Consider the following 15,143-nt stretch of genomic DNA (forward strand, 5'->3'; position numbering starts at 1 on the left):
GGCCTGCGGCGGCTCGGGGGGCTCAGGAGCTGCTGCTGCCCGGCCTGGCGCCGTCCCCGCACGTGGGCAGCGAGGTCGGCTCCTGTCTGGTGCGGACGGCCGGGAACCAGGCGTATCCGGACGGCTCCTCGGTGACCCGCACCCGGTACCAGCGCGTGGTGCCCACTCCGGTCTCGTCGGCCACCCAGTCCCCGTCGTACACCACGCAGTCGGCCCGCAACACATCCCCGTGCCATATCCGCTGCTCGGAGACATTGCCTGCCTGGTACTTCTCGTACGGGTCCAGGGCCAGGCCCATGCTGCAGGCACGCAGCCGCTCGATCTGGTTCCGGCACGGCGCCTCGATGTTGTAGACGGTGATCCGCGCCGTGGTGTCGGCCTTCGCGGGGTTGCCTCCATCCCGTGCGGAGAACCACCACCAGCCTCCGGCGGTTCCGGCAGCCAGTACGGCGGCGGCCGTCACCGCGGAGACCGCGAGCCGCCGGGGCCGGGTGCGCCGACGCCGGGCGTCTGTGTCGGACAACTCGCGAGCCAGGGCCAACAGCTGGTCGGCGGTGGCCGGCGACCGGCCTGCGTGGTCGGGGGCAAGACAGCGGGTGACGAAGTCCCGCCAGGCGTCGTCGAGACCGGGGTGCAGGCGCAGCGGCGCTCTTCCGGAGGCGTACTCCCGGGCCGCGGCGGTGCGTGCCCCAGCGGTGGCACCGGCGAAGGGCAGGGTCCCCCCGGTGAGGATCTGGTGCGCGGTGACGCCCAGCGCCCAGATGTCGGCTGTGGGGCGCACCGGGACTCCACGCTCGCCGAGCCCGTCCTGCCAACGCTCCGGCGGCAGGTAGTCCGGCGATCCGAGGGGCGGCGCATATCCGTGGGTGCCGTCCAGCCGGGAGACCAGGCCGAAGTCGGCCAGGCGGACCGAGCCATCGGGCATGATCAGCACATTGGCCGGCTTGAGGTCGCCGTGCACCCAGCCCTCCGCGTGAAGGTGGGCGAGGCCCTCGCAGATCTCCATGACCGTCCGTGCGGCGTCCGTGAGCGGCGCCGAACCCGATGCCGCGTCGAGCTCGTCCTGCAGGCTGCCTGCGGCACGTTCCATGACCAGGACGACGGCGCCGTCCAGTTCGGGCTGCTCCTCGTCGGTCACCACCAGGGTCTCCAGGATCCGGATGAGCCGGTCGTGGTCGGCGTTCCGGCTGAACTCCACCTCGCGCCGGGCCAGTTCCTGTAACTGGCGGGAGCGGCCCGGTCCCAGTGCGGCTGTGGGCACGAACTTCAGGGCCACCTCGGCCGGTGGCGATCCGGCCGTCTCGCCGTCGGGTCCCTCGTCGAGGGCCTCCCGTCGTGCGGCGTAAACGCTTCCCCAGTTGCCGGACGCGAGGGGGGAGACCACTTCCCACCGCCCCACCCGGTAGCCCGTCGGTACGGCGACCGCCCAGTCGCCGCCTGCTCCGGTGTCGCGCGGCCTGGCGGCCCCGGTGGTCATGCGGAGCCCTCCGCCACCGCGGTCCGTCCCGCCTGGCGTTCCCTCGCCGCGGCTCCTCGCGGAGGCAGCAGTGACAGATGTTCCTCCCCGACCAGCCCGAAGCGCAGGGCGGTCGACACCAGCGTCTCCCGCTTCCAGCTCAGCCCGGCGGCGCCCGAACCGGGAGGCCGCAGCCGCAGCTTGGTGCCGGCCAGGTAGTCGATGTGGAAGTCCACGGCGGTCGTGCTGAGGTCCTGGTGGTCCGGATGCCGCCGCAGCCGGGCCACGACATTGGCTGTCGAGGGGACCCCAGCGGTGGAGGCGTCCCGCAGACGCGGCTCGCAGAGCGCCACCAGCACCTTGAAGTAGGTCGCGGCGGGGTCCAGGGAGAAGGGGTTCGTGGTCACGGTGCCCCGCTCCACGGTTTCCGCACGTCCCTCCAGGTGGCTGTGGCAAGGGGCGAAGACCTGAAAGCCGACGGTGCCGCCACGGGTCGCCACCACCACCCTGCTGAACTCGAACGGGATCGGGGCGGCCAGCCGACCGGGCGGGATCCGGATGAACTCACCGGCGCCCTCGGGGTTCTCCACCAGCAGGCTGGAGCCGCCGCTGAGGTTGCTCAGCTGCCAGTAGCAGTCGACGGCCAGGATCTCCCCGGCCAGCCGGGGCACTGCCGGATCCGGTAGGGCGATGTTTACGGGGCACTCCGGAATGCCGCGGCCGAAGCGCGCCTTCTGCCCGGGGAGCAACGACAGGGAGCGCGCCTGGGGCTCAGGGCCGTCCGTAGCCAGGGCGGGTAAGTGGACCAGCACCGTCTCCAACCGATCCTCCGTTGTGTTCTGCTTCCGATGCCTGACCGGCGTCTGCGCGCCTGTAGCGGGAGCCGTATGCACTTCAGGCGTGCACCTGACAGATTGCTGCACCACCGTCACACAACGGCGTCCGTCGCGAAATCGTTACCGGTCCGGAAGTGAGCGCGACCGTCACGCAATGCGCACCTTCGGCATGTATTTCCGTTTTTATGGGGCTATTTGCTTTTGTGTCCGAGGTGAGGGGTTACGCGTAGGGGAGCGACAGGAGTAAGGAGAGCGCTAATGATCACTCGAGAGCAGATCCCTACTGTGCTGGATCACCCCGTCTACGACGCGGACGGCAACAAGATCGGTGACACCAAGCACGTCTTCTTCGACGATGTAACCGGTGAGCCCGAATGGGTGAGCGTGAAGACCGGCCTGTTCGGCACCAGCGAGTCGTTCGTGCCCATCCACGACGGGACTGTGGTGAAGGACCACCTGGAAGTGCCCTACCCCAAGGACACGGTCAGGGACGCACCGAACGTCGACGTCGACGCCGGCGGACATCTGTCCGTGGAGGAGGAGCACCGTCTCTACGAGCACTACGGCATCGACTGGGCCACCACCGCGCAGACCGGGACCGCTGCCGGGACAGAGCGTGCCGGCGACGACGCGATGACGCGCTCCGAGGAGCAGATGCACGTGGGTGTCGAACGCCGGGAAACCGGCCGGGCGCGCCTGCGCAAGTACGTCGTCACCGAGGAGGTCCAGAAGACCGTCCCCGTACGCCACGAAGAAGTCCGTGTCGAGCGCGAGCCGATCACCGACGCCGACCGGGACGCGGCCATGTCCGGCCCCGACATCTCCGAGGCCGAACACGAGGTGACCCTCCACGAAGAGCGCCCCGTCGTGGAGACGGAAACCGTCCCCGTCGAACGCGTCCGGCTGGGCACCGAGGAGCGTACCGACGAAGAAACCGCCCATGGCGAGGTCCGCAAGGAGCGGATCGAGACCGATCTCCCCGACGAGACCGACCAGAGTGACCGGTGACCGGATCCTCCGCCAGTTCAGCGGGTCGCCGGCGACGGAGGCGCACGGGGCACGTTCCCCTGGGCAACTCGTCCTCGACGGACGAGGGCGACGCCCGGGAGGAACTGCTGACCGTGGACGTCGATGACGCCGACGTCCTGCAGGGCCTGTTGCAGAGCACCGAGACCGTCCCCTGCGACGTCGGCCGCCACGCCCTGACCCTCGGCGTCGCCCCCGTCAGCGGTTGAACCAGCTGCCACACTTGCTCAGCAGGTTCCGAAGAGTGACGGAAGGGCGCCGAGCGGACGATCAACAAGGCTCCGCGTAATGACCGCCAGGCAGGTCCCGGGGGCGCGTGGTGGCACGGTGTCGGGCACGACGGGAGGGCCGGCCAACGGAGGTGAATCCTCCTGGACCGGCCCTTCTGGTTGTGCCCTCGGCATGTAGAGCTACCCCCACCCGCTGCATTCGAGCCACCGCACCGGCTGCGGGAGACGGTCGCTTGCATGCTTCGTGTTCTCCGGCGGCGCGAGACCCCACCGGCTGGCTGTACTGACCGTTCTTCACCGGCGGGCGAGGCGGTGACTGACGCGGCGGGCCACCGAACTTCCGTGCGGCGGACCAGCCGCTGCCAGGCCACAGCCCGGGAACGGGGTCGCCGCGCCCCATGACGTGGTTCTGTCCGCCGCGACCGACCGACAGCTACTGCGCTTCGAAGCGGCGCTTGCTGCTTGCTTGCTTGCCTACCTGCTTGCCTGCCTGTCAGGACGGCTGCTTCCCCGGTCCGCTCGCACGGGCCCGAAGTGCGGCTTCTTCTGCGGCGGGTGAGCTGACGTCCTCCAGCGGCCCGGAAGACGCCGCGACGGCCGCGGACACCCCGTCGACGCCGAAAAGCCGCAGCGGCGGCTCGCTCTCCTGCAGTGGGCAGTCCCGGAGTGACCGGGCGGCCTGCTCCTCGGGCGCCGCTGCACGGAGAACAGCGGCGCCCGAGGAGCAGGCCGAGGGATGCGGCAGCGGACCATGAGCAGGACGCCGCACATCCCCCCATGCCCCACATGCCGTCTGTTGTTGTGCCGGAGTGGCGCTGGAAGCAGCACTGACCACTCCGGTTTCCTTCACCCGCGGCGGTGGTGCAGGATCACATCGTGTCGCCGGCTTGCCGGCGGGTCGTGTCGGCGACCTGCTGCCCCGACTCGCCGGCCTGCTCAGTCACTCGGCCCGCTTGGCCGCGGGCCTCCTCCCCGGTGGTCTTCGCGGCCTCGGCAGCGGTGTCCTTCACCTCCTGGGCCGCCTGCTGAGCGGCTCCGGTGGCGTCCTCTTTCAGTTGCTGCGCGGACTCGACCGCTGCCTGCTTGACCGGCTCGAGAGCTGGGCCCGCCTTCTCTGTGATCTGGGAAGCCGCCTGCTCCTCGGCCTGCGAGGTCGGAAGGAGTGAGGCAGCCAGCAGCCCGGCGCCGAAGGCGATCAGCCCTGCGGCCAGTGGGTTGCCCTGGGTCTGCCGCACCGCCTGCTCCGGTGCCTGCCGCACCGCCTCGCCGGCCTGTCCGGCCACCTCGCGCGTCTTGTCCGTCGCCTGACCGGCGCTCTCCCGCACCGACTGCGCCGCCTGCTGCGTGCGGTCCCTGGTCTGCCCCGCCGTATCCGAAGCGCTCCCCATGACTCGGGTCCGAAGCCCCGACACCGCACCGCGGACCCGGGCCTTGCGGCGGCGGACCGCACGGCGGGGACTGGCCCGGTCGGTCAGCCGGTCCACGTCCTCGGACAGCCTCTCCCGGGTCGCTTCGATGTTGGCCCTCACCTGCTCAGTTGACGTGCCCATTGAGCATCCTCCTTCAGCGTCTGCACGGTCTGCTCCGGCTTGGAGACCTCTCGCATCCGCGAGCGGCCCATCACGTAGAGCACCGCACCGATCACCGCCCACACCCCGACGACGATCAGCGCGGCCCAGCCGGCGTCCATCACGTTGGCCAGACCGAACACGGCCGCGAACGACAGGAACAGAGCCACCATGTAGCCGGCGAACCCGGCCCCGCCGTACATCCCGGCGGCCTTGCCCGCCTTGGTGGCCTCCTCACGGATCTCGGCCTTGGCCAGCTCCGCCTCCTGCCGGAACAGCTCCTGCACATCCGAGGTCACCGTCGACAGCAGCTCACCGATCGACGGGTCCGCCTCGCGCGGCTTAGATGACCGCGGCAAGACCGATGCCATCTCACACCCCCGGATAACTGGGAACGTCAGGCCGCACAGCCTCTTCCGGCGAGGCGAACTCGCCAGCCGGTATCGGTACCGGCTGCTGCTGCGGCGGCGAGGACTGGCCCGCCGTACCGGCCTTGGCCAGCCGACCGACGACGACCCCCGCCAGCGCTGCCGCACCCAGGAACGCCCCCGGCCGACGGCGCGCAAACCCCTGCACGTCCTGCATCAGGCCACCCACGCCCTTCTTCTCCAGGTAGTCCGCGGTGCGGTGACCGCCGCCGGCGGCCTGAGACATCAGAGAACGGGCCGGGGAATCGTCGGAGGCGTTCTCCGCCATGCCGGCCAGGTCATCAGCCCACTGCCGCAGCGTCCCCGCAGCCCGCCGGGCCTGCCCCTCGGTCTCCTCCGTGACCCTGCTCCGCAGGTCACGTACCACCGTGCCGGCCTGCTCCCGGGCCTCTCCGACCACCGTGCGAGCCTGCTCCACAGCGGTACCGGTCACCTCACCCGCCGCCTGCCTGGCCTGATCGGCCGTGGCCGACGCCTGTTCCTTCGCTGTCTGCCCGGCGTGCTGGACACGGCCAGCGTCGCCCTGCGCTGCGTCACTCATAGGCCACTCCTTGCTGCTTGCTGCGGGACGCCGCCCCGGCTCGGCGACGAGCCCGATGCGGACACCTGGGAAAGTCGCCGGAGCTGACGGGCAGCACGAACCGTCACTTCCATGGTCACCCGAACGGCTGCACCCCGCATGTCCAGACCCGGGCGCATGTGTCTGACGGGGGAATCGGCGCCGGAGGCCACGGAGCGGAAAGGCATCCTGCCGGTCCTGACGGCCCCGGCCCTGGCAGCACCGAGCTGTTCACCGGACTACCCGAGGGGTGATCCTCAGGCTCGCAGCGCCGCGGGTTCCTCGACGGTCAGTCCCGCGGGGGCTGTCACCGACTCGACCCTGCCGCCGGAGTCGATGGTGATGTCGAGCCGTTCTCCGGCGACGGTGAGCCCGGTGACGGTGAGCCCGGTGACGGTGAGCGAAACGCACGGTGCGACATGGCGGCACGAGCCTGCTTGAACTTCACACCTCAAGGGGGCGCATCCAAGTCACGGCAGAGTCCTGACGGACTGCCCGCGTCTACCCTCACCTGTGTGACTACCGATTGGATGGCGGCATACCAGCGTATGGCTCGGGGGCGGCGCTTTGACGAGCTCAGCCGTCCACCCGCGAGGCAGGTCGCCTCTCCGCCGCCGCTGTCCGAAGCGGAGATCTGCGAAGCGGAGGCGGAGTTGGACATCGCGTTCCCGGAACAGTACCGAGAGTACTTGCTCCGGCAGAGCGCCGGCGGCGCGGTGAACCGTCTATGCCGATCCGCGGCAGGCTGGGGCTGGCATGGGGACTCAAGCACCAACTACGACCTGCTCACTACTGACTTCCCGCATCCCGACTCCTACCGTGCTTACGAGGATGAGCTGGACGCGCGCGAGCCGCTGACGCAGGACTTCCCTGACCACAATGCCTACCGGGCGGCATGGGAGCAGTGGGACGCTGAGTACGGGGTGGAGTAATTGTCAAGAGTTGTGGATCAGTGGGGTTGCTCAGGCGGCGGCGACTTCAGGGCGTTCTACGAGGTGACCGTTCTTGAAGCGGGCGCCGTTGCGGACGAGGGCGACAAGGTGGGGTGCGGTGATCGCTCGCCAGCGGGCCTGGGCGGACTCGACGAGCTTGAACACCATCGCCAGGGCCGCGGCCGGGCTGCCGGCCCCGCGGGTTACCTTGGTCCTCAACTTCACGGTGCTGAAAGTGGACTCGATGGGATTTGTCGTGCGCAGGTGCACCCAGTGCTCGGCGGGGAAGTCGTAGAACGCGAGGAGCTCGTCGGCCTCGCCTCATCCACCACGAGTTGGACCACTGACAGCCTGCTGTACACCGCTCAGGTGCGAACCGGAGTCGACCCGATCCCCGTGGAGGAGTACCGGCAGACCGGCCGGGCCTGGGTGCACGCAGGCACCTGACCAGGTCCCACAGGCGAGGCCGATGTCTGCCGTCTTCCTGTCCTACTGAAGTTCGCTGAAGCGTTCGGTCGCCCGGGTGCGTCCGGCGACGATGATGGTGTCGTCCGCTTCCACGACGGTCTCGGCGGTGGCGTAGGTGAAGCCTTCGCCGGGGCGTTTGATGGCGACGACGGTGATGCCGTGGCGGGAGCGGACGGCGCTGCTGGACAGGGGGAGGCCGATGATGTCGGCGGGCGGGTTGGTTTTGACCATGGCGAAGTCGTCCTCGAATTCGATGTAGTCGAGCATGCGGCCCCGTACGAGGTGGGCGACGCGCTGGCCCATGTCGTGCTCGGGGTAGACGACGTGGGGGACGCCCAGCTGGGTGAGGATGCGGCCGTGGGCTTCGCTGATGGCCTTGGCCCAGACGTTCTCGATGCCGAAGGAGATCAGCAGCGAGGCGGTGAGGATGCTGGCTTCGAGGTCGGTCCCGATGGCGACGACGGCGCGGTCGAACTCGTGGACACCCAGCTGGCGCAGGGCGTCCTCCTTGGTGGAGTCGGCCCGCACGGCGTGGGTGAGGGAGCCGGAGAGGGCCTGGACGACTTCGGCGTTCTCGTCGATGCCGAGCACTTCGGTGTCCTCGTCGACGAGTTCCAGGGCCAGGGCGCGGCCGAAGCGGCCCAGGCCGATGACGACGACGGAGCCCTGCGGGGCCGTGCGCCGTTTCCTGGGGGTGGTCTTCCTAGCCAATGACGGGTCGCTCCTCGGGAAGGTCGTACAGGCGGACGCGGGCGCGCAGGGCGAGCGCGGAGGCGACGGTGATGGGGCCGAGCCGGCCGATGAACATCAACGCGATCAGCAGCAGCTGCAGACCGGGGTGCAGGTCGGCGGTGATGCCGGTGGACAGGCCGACGGTGGCGAAGGCGGACGTGACCTCGAACAGCGACTGGTCCAGGCTGTGGTCGGAGAAGACCATGAAGGCCACGGTGGTGATGGCGACGGCGGCCACGGACAGCAGCACCACGGTCAGGGCCTGACGCTGAAGGTCGCCGTGCAGACGGCGGTGGAAGATGTTGACCGCGCCCTCACCGCGGATCTCGGCGTATATGACGAAGAACAGCACGGCGAAGGTGGTGACCTTGATACCGCCGGCGGTGCCGGCGCTGGCCCCGCCGACGAACATCAGCACGTCCGTGCCCAGCCAGCTCGCGGGGTTCATCTGGGATGTGTCGATGCTGTTGAACCCGGCGGTACGCGGCATGACGCCCTGGAAGAACCCGGCCAGCAGTTTCCCCGGTGTGTCCAGGGGGCCCAGGGTGGCGGGGTTGGACCATTCGATCGCGGTGATGAACGCGCTGCCTCCGAGAAGGAAGATCCCGGTGGCCCACAGCACGATCTTGGTGTGCAGGGACCAGCCGCGCGGCTTGCGGAACCGGCGGCGCAGCTCGAACAGCACGGGGAAGCCCAGTCCGCCCGCGATGACCGCCAGCGCGACGGGCAGGCAGATCCACGGATCGGTGACGAAGCCCATCAGGCTGTCCGAGTAGAGGGCGAATCCGGCGTTGTTGAACGCGGAGATGGCGTGGAAGACGCCCAGCCACAGCGCGCGCGGCCAGGACTCGTCGTAGGCGGTGGCGAACCGCACGGCCAGCACCAGCGCGGTGACCGCCTCCAGCAGCAGGCTGACCTTGACCACACCGGTCACGACCGCGCGGACATCGCCCAGCCCCAGGGTCTTGGTCTCCGCGGCGGCCGTCATGCGCGCCTTCAGGCCGATGCGGTGGGAGACCAGCAGGACCAGCAGGGAGGCGAAGGTCATGATGCCGAAGCCGCCGACCTGGATGAGCGCCAGGATCACCGCCTGCCCGAAGCCGCTCCAGTAGCCGGGGGTGTCCACCACGACCAGACCGGTCACACACACCGCGGAGGTGGAAGTGAACAGCGCCTCCAGCACGCTGGCACCGCCCGGTCCCGTCTTGGCCACCGGCAGCATCAGCAGACCGGTCCCGCCCGCGATCGCCGTGGCGAAACCCGCCACGACCACCTGCGCCGGATGCCGAAGGCGCGGCCACCGCCGCGTCACCACAACAAGCCCTCCGCCCAGCGGACAGGCACCACGATTGTTCGCACCCGGAGACGATAGACAACACCAGCACCCGTCCCCGGCACCGGACCCTGCCGTACGCCCGTCGCCGTGTCTAGGCTTGCAGCATGCGCCCCCGCCACGGCAACCGTCCGCACACCTCGCGCCGGTCGGTACCGGGGCCCCCGGACAACCGACTGTCCGGCCCCGACCATGGCATGCGACGCATCGAGTACGCCCTGTTCCTGGCCGCCGCGCTCCTGGGCACAGCCGGTGCTCTCAGCGACGCGTTGTGGCTGCTGGGCATCGCGGCATGGGTTCTGATCGTTGCAGGCCTGATCGAAATGATCTATCGGCCCTGACAGACCTTGATGGCTCGGCGGCCCACAGGGAAACCGCTTTCGTGCATCATCCGCTTCGTTCGCTCGTCTGCCTCACTCCGCGACGATCAACTCCGCCAACATGCCTTACTTGCCTGTACGCGCTTCCCTGCGTTGAGCAGCAGATTCACTTGACAGCCCTAGATAATGGTGCCGGCATGCTCGATCGCCGCTCGTAGCGTCATCCACGAGTCGGTGATGAGCGCCGTGTGAAGGACCTGACGGTCGGAGAAGTACCGGTGAATGGTTGCTCGCCCCGGTTGGATTCGACGGTTCTGGCGTGAACGGACCGGGCTCACGCTCCGCATGCTCCCAACGCGACGTGTACGTCTGCGGCCCTCCCGCCATGACCAGGGCCGTGCTCTTCGGCCTGCGGACCTGCAGGTCCCGGCGCGGCGGGTGCACGCCGAGAGGTTCGTCCGGCCCGACCCCGGTCCGTCAGGGACAGGTGCCGTTGAAGATGTCCTCGTGGCTGCGGTAGATCCCGGCCGCCTTCGGCTTCGCGCCGGAGGCCGGTTCCGGGTACTCGATGACGGGCACGGGCTTGCAGACCGCCCACTTCCGTGTGTCCGGAGAGTCGTCGAAGCCGAAGGTGCCGCTGGCTCCCCGTACGCAGTTGACGCAACTCGCCCCGGACCGGGTGCCGAGGATGTTCATGTTGATGACGGTGTTGTAGACGTCGTCATGCCTCGGCAGGACCGCGGCCTCGCTGGTCTCCGCCTCTCCTTCCCTCCCCTCCTTCTCGCCGTTGATGTCGTCGTACGCCCGGCCGGTGGCCTGGGAGAGCACGGTGAAGGCGTCGTAGTACATGACCGCGTAGCCGTCGTCCAGAGGCTTGTTCCCCCACGGCTTCCTGTGCTCGTGTGCCGAGTCGTTCAGGTCCGCCCGCAGCTTCTCGAACTGCTTCAGGAAGCCGCGCGGCCCGGCCGGGAGCTTCTCGTTCCCCGCCCAGGACCGGGTGTCGACGGAGGCGGCGTCCACGAGCGTGATCCGGGCCTCCCGTAGCTGCTCGGTGATGTCCGCCGTGGTGGACTCGGGATCCATGCCGATCCCCACCTTCAGGATGCGCGTCGGCTTCCCGTGGTCGCAGGAGGGTTCGTTCGCCAGCCGGTCCACCAGGTGGGGCAGATCGTGATCGCGTCCCGCGAAGAAGACCGTGTCCGCTTCGGTCAGACAGATGCTGCGGGCGGCGTCGGAGAAGCGCTGGGGGACGCCCTCGTCGTCGCCGGTCAGTCCCAGATAGGACGCCTGCCGCTGCTTCAGCCCGTACTCCTTGCCGAAGTGCGCCAGGAAGACCCTGCGCAGGTCGGCGGAGTAGCTGTCCCGCTCTCGCCGGTCCGAGACGAGGAAGCCCGTACCGTTCCCCGGGTTCTTGTCGAGGTACTCCCGCAGCGCCTCGGCGAAGAGCTCGTTCGACGGGGACGTCTTGAAGAGGTACCCGGCCTCCATGGTGGTCGAGGTGAGGATGGGGCCGATCGCCGGGATCCGGTGAGCGGAGAGGGCCTCGGCCGCGGCGAGCGTGTCCGGAGTGCTGCTCGGCATGCCGAACACGCCGACCAGCGGCGCCTCGTCGTCGGTCATCCCGGCGAGCCGGTCGACGACGGGCTCCCACTGGTCCAGGTCCTTCCCGTCGTGGGCCAGCAGCAGCTGGTAGCCCGGCCCCGCCTGCGCGTTTGCCCGAAGCTGGCCGGCGTGGGCGCCCGCCAGTGCGCGGGCGATCTGCTCCGTGCTCATGGTGCTGGTGGCATCGCTGGTGAACGGCATCATGAGGGCGATCCGCACGTAGGGGATGCCGGCCTGACCGTTCTCCGGGCGCGTCCAGCTCCTCTCCACCCGGGCGTTCTCGTCCGCCACGGCGTGTATCAGGCCCTCCAGCTCCGGATCGCCCCGCAGGACTCCGGCGGTCACGCCCACGCACTCGTCCCCGGCTGCCTCCAGCCCGTCGCCGCACTTCTCGGGCAGCAGCCGTACGACCACGAAGGCGACCGCCGCGAGCAGCACGACGCCCACCGCGAGGACGACCGCCTTGTCGGCCGGTCCCAGAGCACGGTTCCTGAAGCGGTTCAGCACAGTCCTCACTCCTCGTCTCGGGCGGAGCCGTACGTCGGGTAGGGTCTTCGCTCGCGTGCCGCGGCCGGCCAGGCCCGAGCGGCCTCGTTGAGCACGGCGCGCCCCGCGGGATGCCGCATCGACAGGAACGCCAGCTCGGAGCCGAGGTCGTCACACAGGTCGGGCAGGGGTTCCGCGTAGGTCTCGGAGAGGTACCAGAGCGTGTGCAGCAGCCTGTTGACGGATCTGCGTACGTCGTCGGTCTCGGCGTAGCGGTGGTCATGGGCACCGCGGGCGATCTCGGCGCGCTCGTCGGTCCACCGGTCCGACGGGGGCCGGGGGGCCTCGGCGGCGTACCGGAGGGTGTCCAGCCAGCGGCCCGCCTCCCAGGTGCCGAAGTACTCGGTCAGCGCGCTCACCACCGGATCCGCGCCCCCCGCCGCCAGGGTGTGCCGCAGCACGTCGGGCTCGTGCCCGGCTCCTTGTGCCGCGTGGTGCTCGCGCAGGAGAGCGTGCAGATCCTCCCAGCGCCGTCCCGGCGGGGCTGCCGCGGAGGTCGTACGGGCCCCGTGGAGCAGCAGGGCGCGCAGGAACGGGTCGGAGACGAAACCTGTGGCGGGGGCGGCGCCGTCCGTCCCGGCCGTCCAGTGCTCCTCCTCCAGGTACTGGGCGGCGGACGGGAGCCCGGCGCCCGGGAAGCCGCCACCGGCCGGTGCGGACGCCGCCACCAGCGCCTGTGCGGCCTCCCGGTCGCGGGCCAGGGCGAGCGGTATAAGACGGGCGCGCAGCTGGGGCTGCGGAATCAGCTGCTCCAGCAGCACCTCGGCGACCGGTCGTCCCTCCTCGGCCGGCAGGTCGAGCAACTCCTCCGGTGCGACGGCGCGTCGTCCACTGGCGCGTACGACCGCCTCGCACAGCATCCTGCTGCCCCCCGGGTGCCCCCGGGTCAGCGCGTGCAGTGCCGACGGCAGATGGCGGTGGAGCGGGCCCTCGGCCGGGTCGAGCATCAGCAGCAGGTCGTCGTGGGTCAGCGGTGTCAAGGGGATCACGAGCAGTCCCGCCGACGGCGAGCCGGGGACGGTGCGCTCCCAGCCGGAGGCGTGGAGCAGTTCGGGCGGTTCGCGGCGCGTCGCGTCCGGGTAGAGGTCCGCGCCGTCGCCCAGCCGGGTCGCGACGACGACCAGCGGGTCGCGGGTGCCGGACTCGGGCGCGGCACGGTGTTCGAGCAGCAGGCCGAGCACGCGCTGTCCGGCGGCGGTGTGCGCGTTGTCCAGCAGGACCAGGGGGCGCGGTGTCCGGTTGATCCGATGCCACCGGCCGTGGGCGTCGGTGAGGTCTTCGAGGAACGCGGCGATCAGGGTGTGCTCGACCGCGCGCTGGAAGTCGCCGCCCTGGTGGAAGCGCAGGCTCAGCCGGATCAGGGCGGCTTCACCGTCCTCGGAGCCCGGGAAACGGCTCTGGTACCACTGGTGCACCAGCCGTTCGGCGCGGCTGCGGGTGTGCCGGCCGAAGTACTGCTGGACGACCGCCTCGGTGACGGGAGCCAGGTCGTGCCGGCGCCGGTCCGGGTCGGCGAGGCGGTCGCTGACGTCGTACGTCCACTGGCTGCCGTCCGCGTCGGCCGTGCCCTTCTCGAGACCGCAGGCCACGAGGAGGCGCGCGATCCGGTCACGGGCCAGCGACTGTTCGACCTCGCTGCCGCGGTGCCAGCTGGACACGGCGAACAGTCCGGGCAGCAGACGGGAGAACCGCAGCCGCCCGGCACCGGGGACCACGGGCGCCAGCCCGCACACCAGCTGCTCCAGGATCTCCACCACGGCCGACGTGTTGGCCGCCGTGGAACCGGACCACCGCCCCTGCTCGATCTGCGCGGCATCGACCCTGCCGAGCGGAACGCGCCCGCGGTAGGCCTCTTCCAGGGAGTCCAGGACCGCTGTCCTGCCCATGCCGTGGAGGCCGGTCAGCAGCGTCACGGGGAGGTCGTCGCGGTGTTCCCGGAGGACGAGTTCCCGTCGGTCGGCGGCCAGGCCGACCAGACGGGGCACCAACGCGCGCAGGATGGAGTCCCGTGCGTACAAGGGCATCCGCATCGCCCTCTCCCCCGTTCTGCCACCGTCTCCGGTGCCGTTGTCGTTCTGCGTGCTCCCGTTGGCTCAGCTTCCGAGCAGCCTCCCCAGCGCCTGGCCGACGGCGTCCAGCAGGAACTGCCTGCCGACCGTGTCGGGGGCGCTGCCCAGCAGGCGCCGCATCCCCTCCATCAGCCCGCGTTGCCGGTCCGGCCCGGGGGTACCGTCGCCGCCGCTGTCGCCGCTGTCGCCGCTGTCGTCGTCGCCGCGCGCCAGGGCGTCCGCGCTGCGCAGCAGGGCCGCGCGGGACTCCGGTTCGAGGTCCAGTCCCGGTGCCAGCTCCGCGATGAGCCGGGCGAGGTCGGCGGGTCCCAGCGCGGTGTGCACCTCGATGCTGCTGTGCACGCTGTTGTCGGAGTCGCCCTGGGTGATGTGCCCGATCGTCTCGGCCTCTATATGGGTGTGCTGGGCGGGCCGACGGCGCTCGCGCTGCTGTGCCACGTACGCGACGATGTCGGAGGAGCCGCTGAGCACGGCGCTCACGCCCTGTGAGGTGAGGGCCACGTGTGAGCCGACGTCGTTGTGGAACGGCGGCCCCTCACAGGTGATCAGGCCCTCCTCGGCCAGATAGGTGAGGGCCCGGGCGACCTCGCTCCGGGAGAGGGGTTCACCGAGGAAGAAGACGTCCGGCGAATCGAGGAATCCGCTGATCCGCAGCGGCTGCCGGTGCGGGTTGGCGTGAATCCAGTGCAGTACGGCGCGTGCCGCGTGACGGCCCCGCTGGACCGAGTTCGCGCGCAGGGCCTGCAGCCGGCGAGCCCGCTCCGCCCCGGCGGTCCGGAGCGTCACCACGGGAGCACCCGTGTCCGTGCCGTGTCCGCCATGGGAGCTGATCAGCTCCTCGGCGCTGAGATGGTCGACGATGGCCCGGACCGCGCTCATGGGAATGCTCTGCAGAGAGCCGAACTCCGCGCAGGAGATCTGGTGGCCCGGCTCCCCCTCCGCCCTGTCCCAGATCCACAGCAGGAGGCGGGGACCGTACCTCTCGACGTACGCGGCGAAGTCGTCGTAATCCCTGAACGCGGGCACTGAGGCTGACAA

General features: G+C 70.2%; 15 protein-coding genes and 1 pseudogene. 4 read left to right on the forward strand and 12 right to left on the reverse strand.

Translation table 11 applies throughout. The annotated features are described in order from the left end of the window. Positions 1-22: 22 nt before the first annotated feature. Positions 23-1,477, reverse strand: coding sequence for a serine/threonine-protein kinase (locus tag WBG99_RS20460; RefSeq protein ID WP_338897675.1), 1,455 nt, complete (start codon positions 1,475-1,477; stop codon positions 23-25). After that, entirely contained in the window at positions 1,474-2,277 is an 804-nt protein-coding gene (locus WBG99_RS20465; RefSeq protein ID WP_338897676.1) for a serine/threonine protein kinase, read from the reverse strand. The genes WBG99_RS20460 and WBG99_RS20465 overlap by 4 nt, the downstream gene beginning before the upstream one ends. Before the next feature lie 273 nt (positions 2,278-2,550). Between WBG99_RS20465 and WBG99_RS20470 the strand changes: the two genes are divergently transcribed. Further along, positions 2,551-3,300 (forward strand): PRC and DUF2382 domain-containing protein, encoded by a 750-nt coding sequence (locus tag WBG99_RS20470; protein WP_338897677.1) that lies wholly within the window; start codon positions 2,551-2,553, stop codon positions 3,298-3,300. A 1,117-nt stretch (positions 3,301-4,417) separates the two neighbouring features. Here the strand turns inward: WBG99_RS20470 and WBG99_RS20475 are convergent. The 4 genes from WBG99_RS20475 to WBG99_RS20490 all read right to left on the reverse strand — a co-directional run bounded on the left by WBG99_RS20475 (position 4,418) and on the right by WBG99_RS20490 (position 6,558). After that, positions 4,418-5,098, reverse strand: coding sequence for a DUF3618 domain-containing protein (locus WBG99_RS20475; RefSeq protein ID WP_338897678.1), 681 nt, complete (start codon positions 5,096-5,098; stop codon positions 4,418-4,420). Further along, complete coding sequence (locus tag WBG99_RS20480; RefSeq protein WP_338897679.1) at positions 5,074-5,487, reverse strand: phage holin family protein; 414 nt, start codon at positions 5,485-5,487, stop codon at positions 5,074-5,076. The genes WBG99_RS20475 and WBG99_RS20480 overlap by 25 nt, the downstream gene beginning before the upstream one ends. Position 5,488: 1 nt before the next feature. Further along, a complete protein-coding gene (locus WBG99_RS20485; protein WP_338897680.1) occupies positions 5,489-6,085 on the reverse strand; it encodes a hypothetical protein in 597 nt (198 codons plus the stop codon). A gap of 275 nt (positions 6,086-6,360) precedes the next feature. Further along, complete coding sequence (locus tag WBG99_RS20490) at positions 6,361-6,558, reverse strand: hypothetical protein (protein ID WP_338897681.1); 198 nt, start codon at positions 6,556-6,558, stop codon at positions 6,361-6,363. Between the two features lie 60 nt (positions 6,559-6,618). Between WBG99_RS20490 and WBG99_RS20495 the strand changes: the two genes are divergently transcribed. Further along, a complete protein-coding gene (locus WBG99_RS20495; protein ID WP_338897682.1) occupies positions 6,619-7,035 on the forward strand; it encodes an SMI1/KNR4 family protein in 417 nt (138 codons plus the stop codon). Positions 7,036-7,065: 30 nt separating this feature from the next. Here WBG99_RS20495 and WBG99_RS20500 read toward each other — a convergent pair. Further along, a pseudogene (locus WBG99_RS20500) lies at positions 7,066-7,353 on the reverse strand (transposase); the annotation flags it as partial. Between WBG99_RS20500 and WBG99_RS20505 the strand changes: the two are divergent. Continuing rightward, positions 7,300-7,482 (forward strand): hypothetical protein, encoded by a 183-nt coding sequence (locus WBG99_RS20505; RefSeq protein ID WP_338897683.1) that lies wholly within the window; start codon positions 7,300-7,302, stop codon positions 7,480-7,482. The pseudogene WBG99_RS20500 and the gene WBG99_RS20505 overlap by 54 nt on opposite strands. Before the next feature lie 42 nt (positions 7,483-7,524). Here WBG99_RS20505 and WBG99_RS20510 read toward each other — a convergent pair whose 3' ends face one another. Together WBG99_RS20510 and WBG99_RS20515 are read right to left on the reverse strand one after the other, a co-directional pair. Then, positions 7,525-8,214 (reverse strand): TrkA family potassium uptake protein, encoded by a 690-nt coding sequence (locus WBG99_RS20510; RefSeq protein WP_338897043.1) that lies wholly within the window; start codon positions 8,212-8,214, stop codon positions 7,525-7,527. Then, positions 8,207-9,550, reverse strand: a complete 1,344-nt coding sequence (locus WBG99_RS20515; protein ID WP_338897684.1) for a potassium transporter TrkG — start codon at positions 9,548-9,550, stop codon at positions 8,207-8,209. Before WBG99_RS20515 ends, WBG99_RS20510 begins: the two co-directional genes overlap by 8 nt. A 125-nt stretch (positions 9,551-9,675) precedes the next feature. Here WBG99_RS20515 and WBG99_RS20520 point away from each other — a divergent pair, with 125 nt between their 5' ends. Beyond that, positions 9,676-9,909, forward strand: a complete 234-nt coding sequence (locus WBG99_RS20520; RefSeq protein ID WP_338897685.1) for a hypothetical protein — start codon at positions 9,676-9,678, stop codon at positions 9,907-9,909. Between the two features lie 456 nt (positions 9,910-10,365). Here WBG99_RS20520 and WBG99_RS20525 read toward each other — a convergent pair whose 3' ends face one another. The 3 genes from WBG99_RS20525 to WBG99_RS20535 all read right to left on the reverse strand — a co-directional run bounded on the left by WBG99_RS20525 (position 10,366) and on the right by WBG99_RS20535 (position 15,131). Beyond that, positions 10,366-11,997 carry an ABC transporter substrate-binding protein gene (locus tag WBG99_RS20525; protein WP_338897686.1) on the reverse strand — a complete coding sequence of 544 codons (1,632 nt, stop codon included), beginning with the start codon at positions 11,995-11,997 and terminating at the stop codon, positions 10,366-10,368. A 5-nt stretch (positions 11,998-12,002) separates the two neighbouring features. Next, positions 12,003-14,066 (reverse strand): ATP-binding protein, encoded by a 2,064-nt coding sequence (locus WBG99_RS20530; protein WP_338897687.1) that lies wholly within the window; start codon positions 14,064-14,066, stop codon positions 12,003-12,005. A 63-nt stretch (positions 14,067-14,129) separates the two neighbouring features. Next, the gene (locus tag WBG99_RS20535; protein WP_338897688.1) at positions 14,130-15,131 is read right to left on the reverse strand and encodes a hypothetical protein; all 1,002 of its coding nucleotides are present in this window, start codon (positions 15,129-15,131) and stop codon (positions 14,130-14,132) included. Positions 15,132-15,143: the final 12 nt, after the last annotated feature.

Origin of the sequence: Streptomyces sp. TG1A-60 (assembly GCF_037201975.1) — a bacterium.
In the GTDB taxonomy this organism is placed as follows: Bacteria; Actinomycetota; Actinomycetes; order Streptomycetales; family Streptomycetaceae; genus Streptomyces.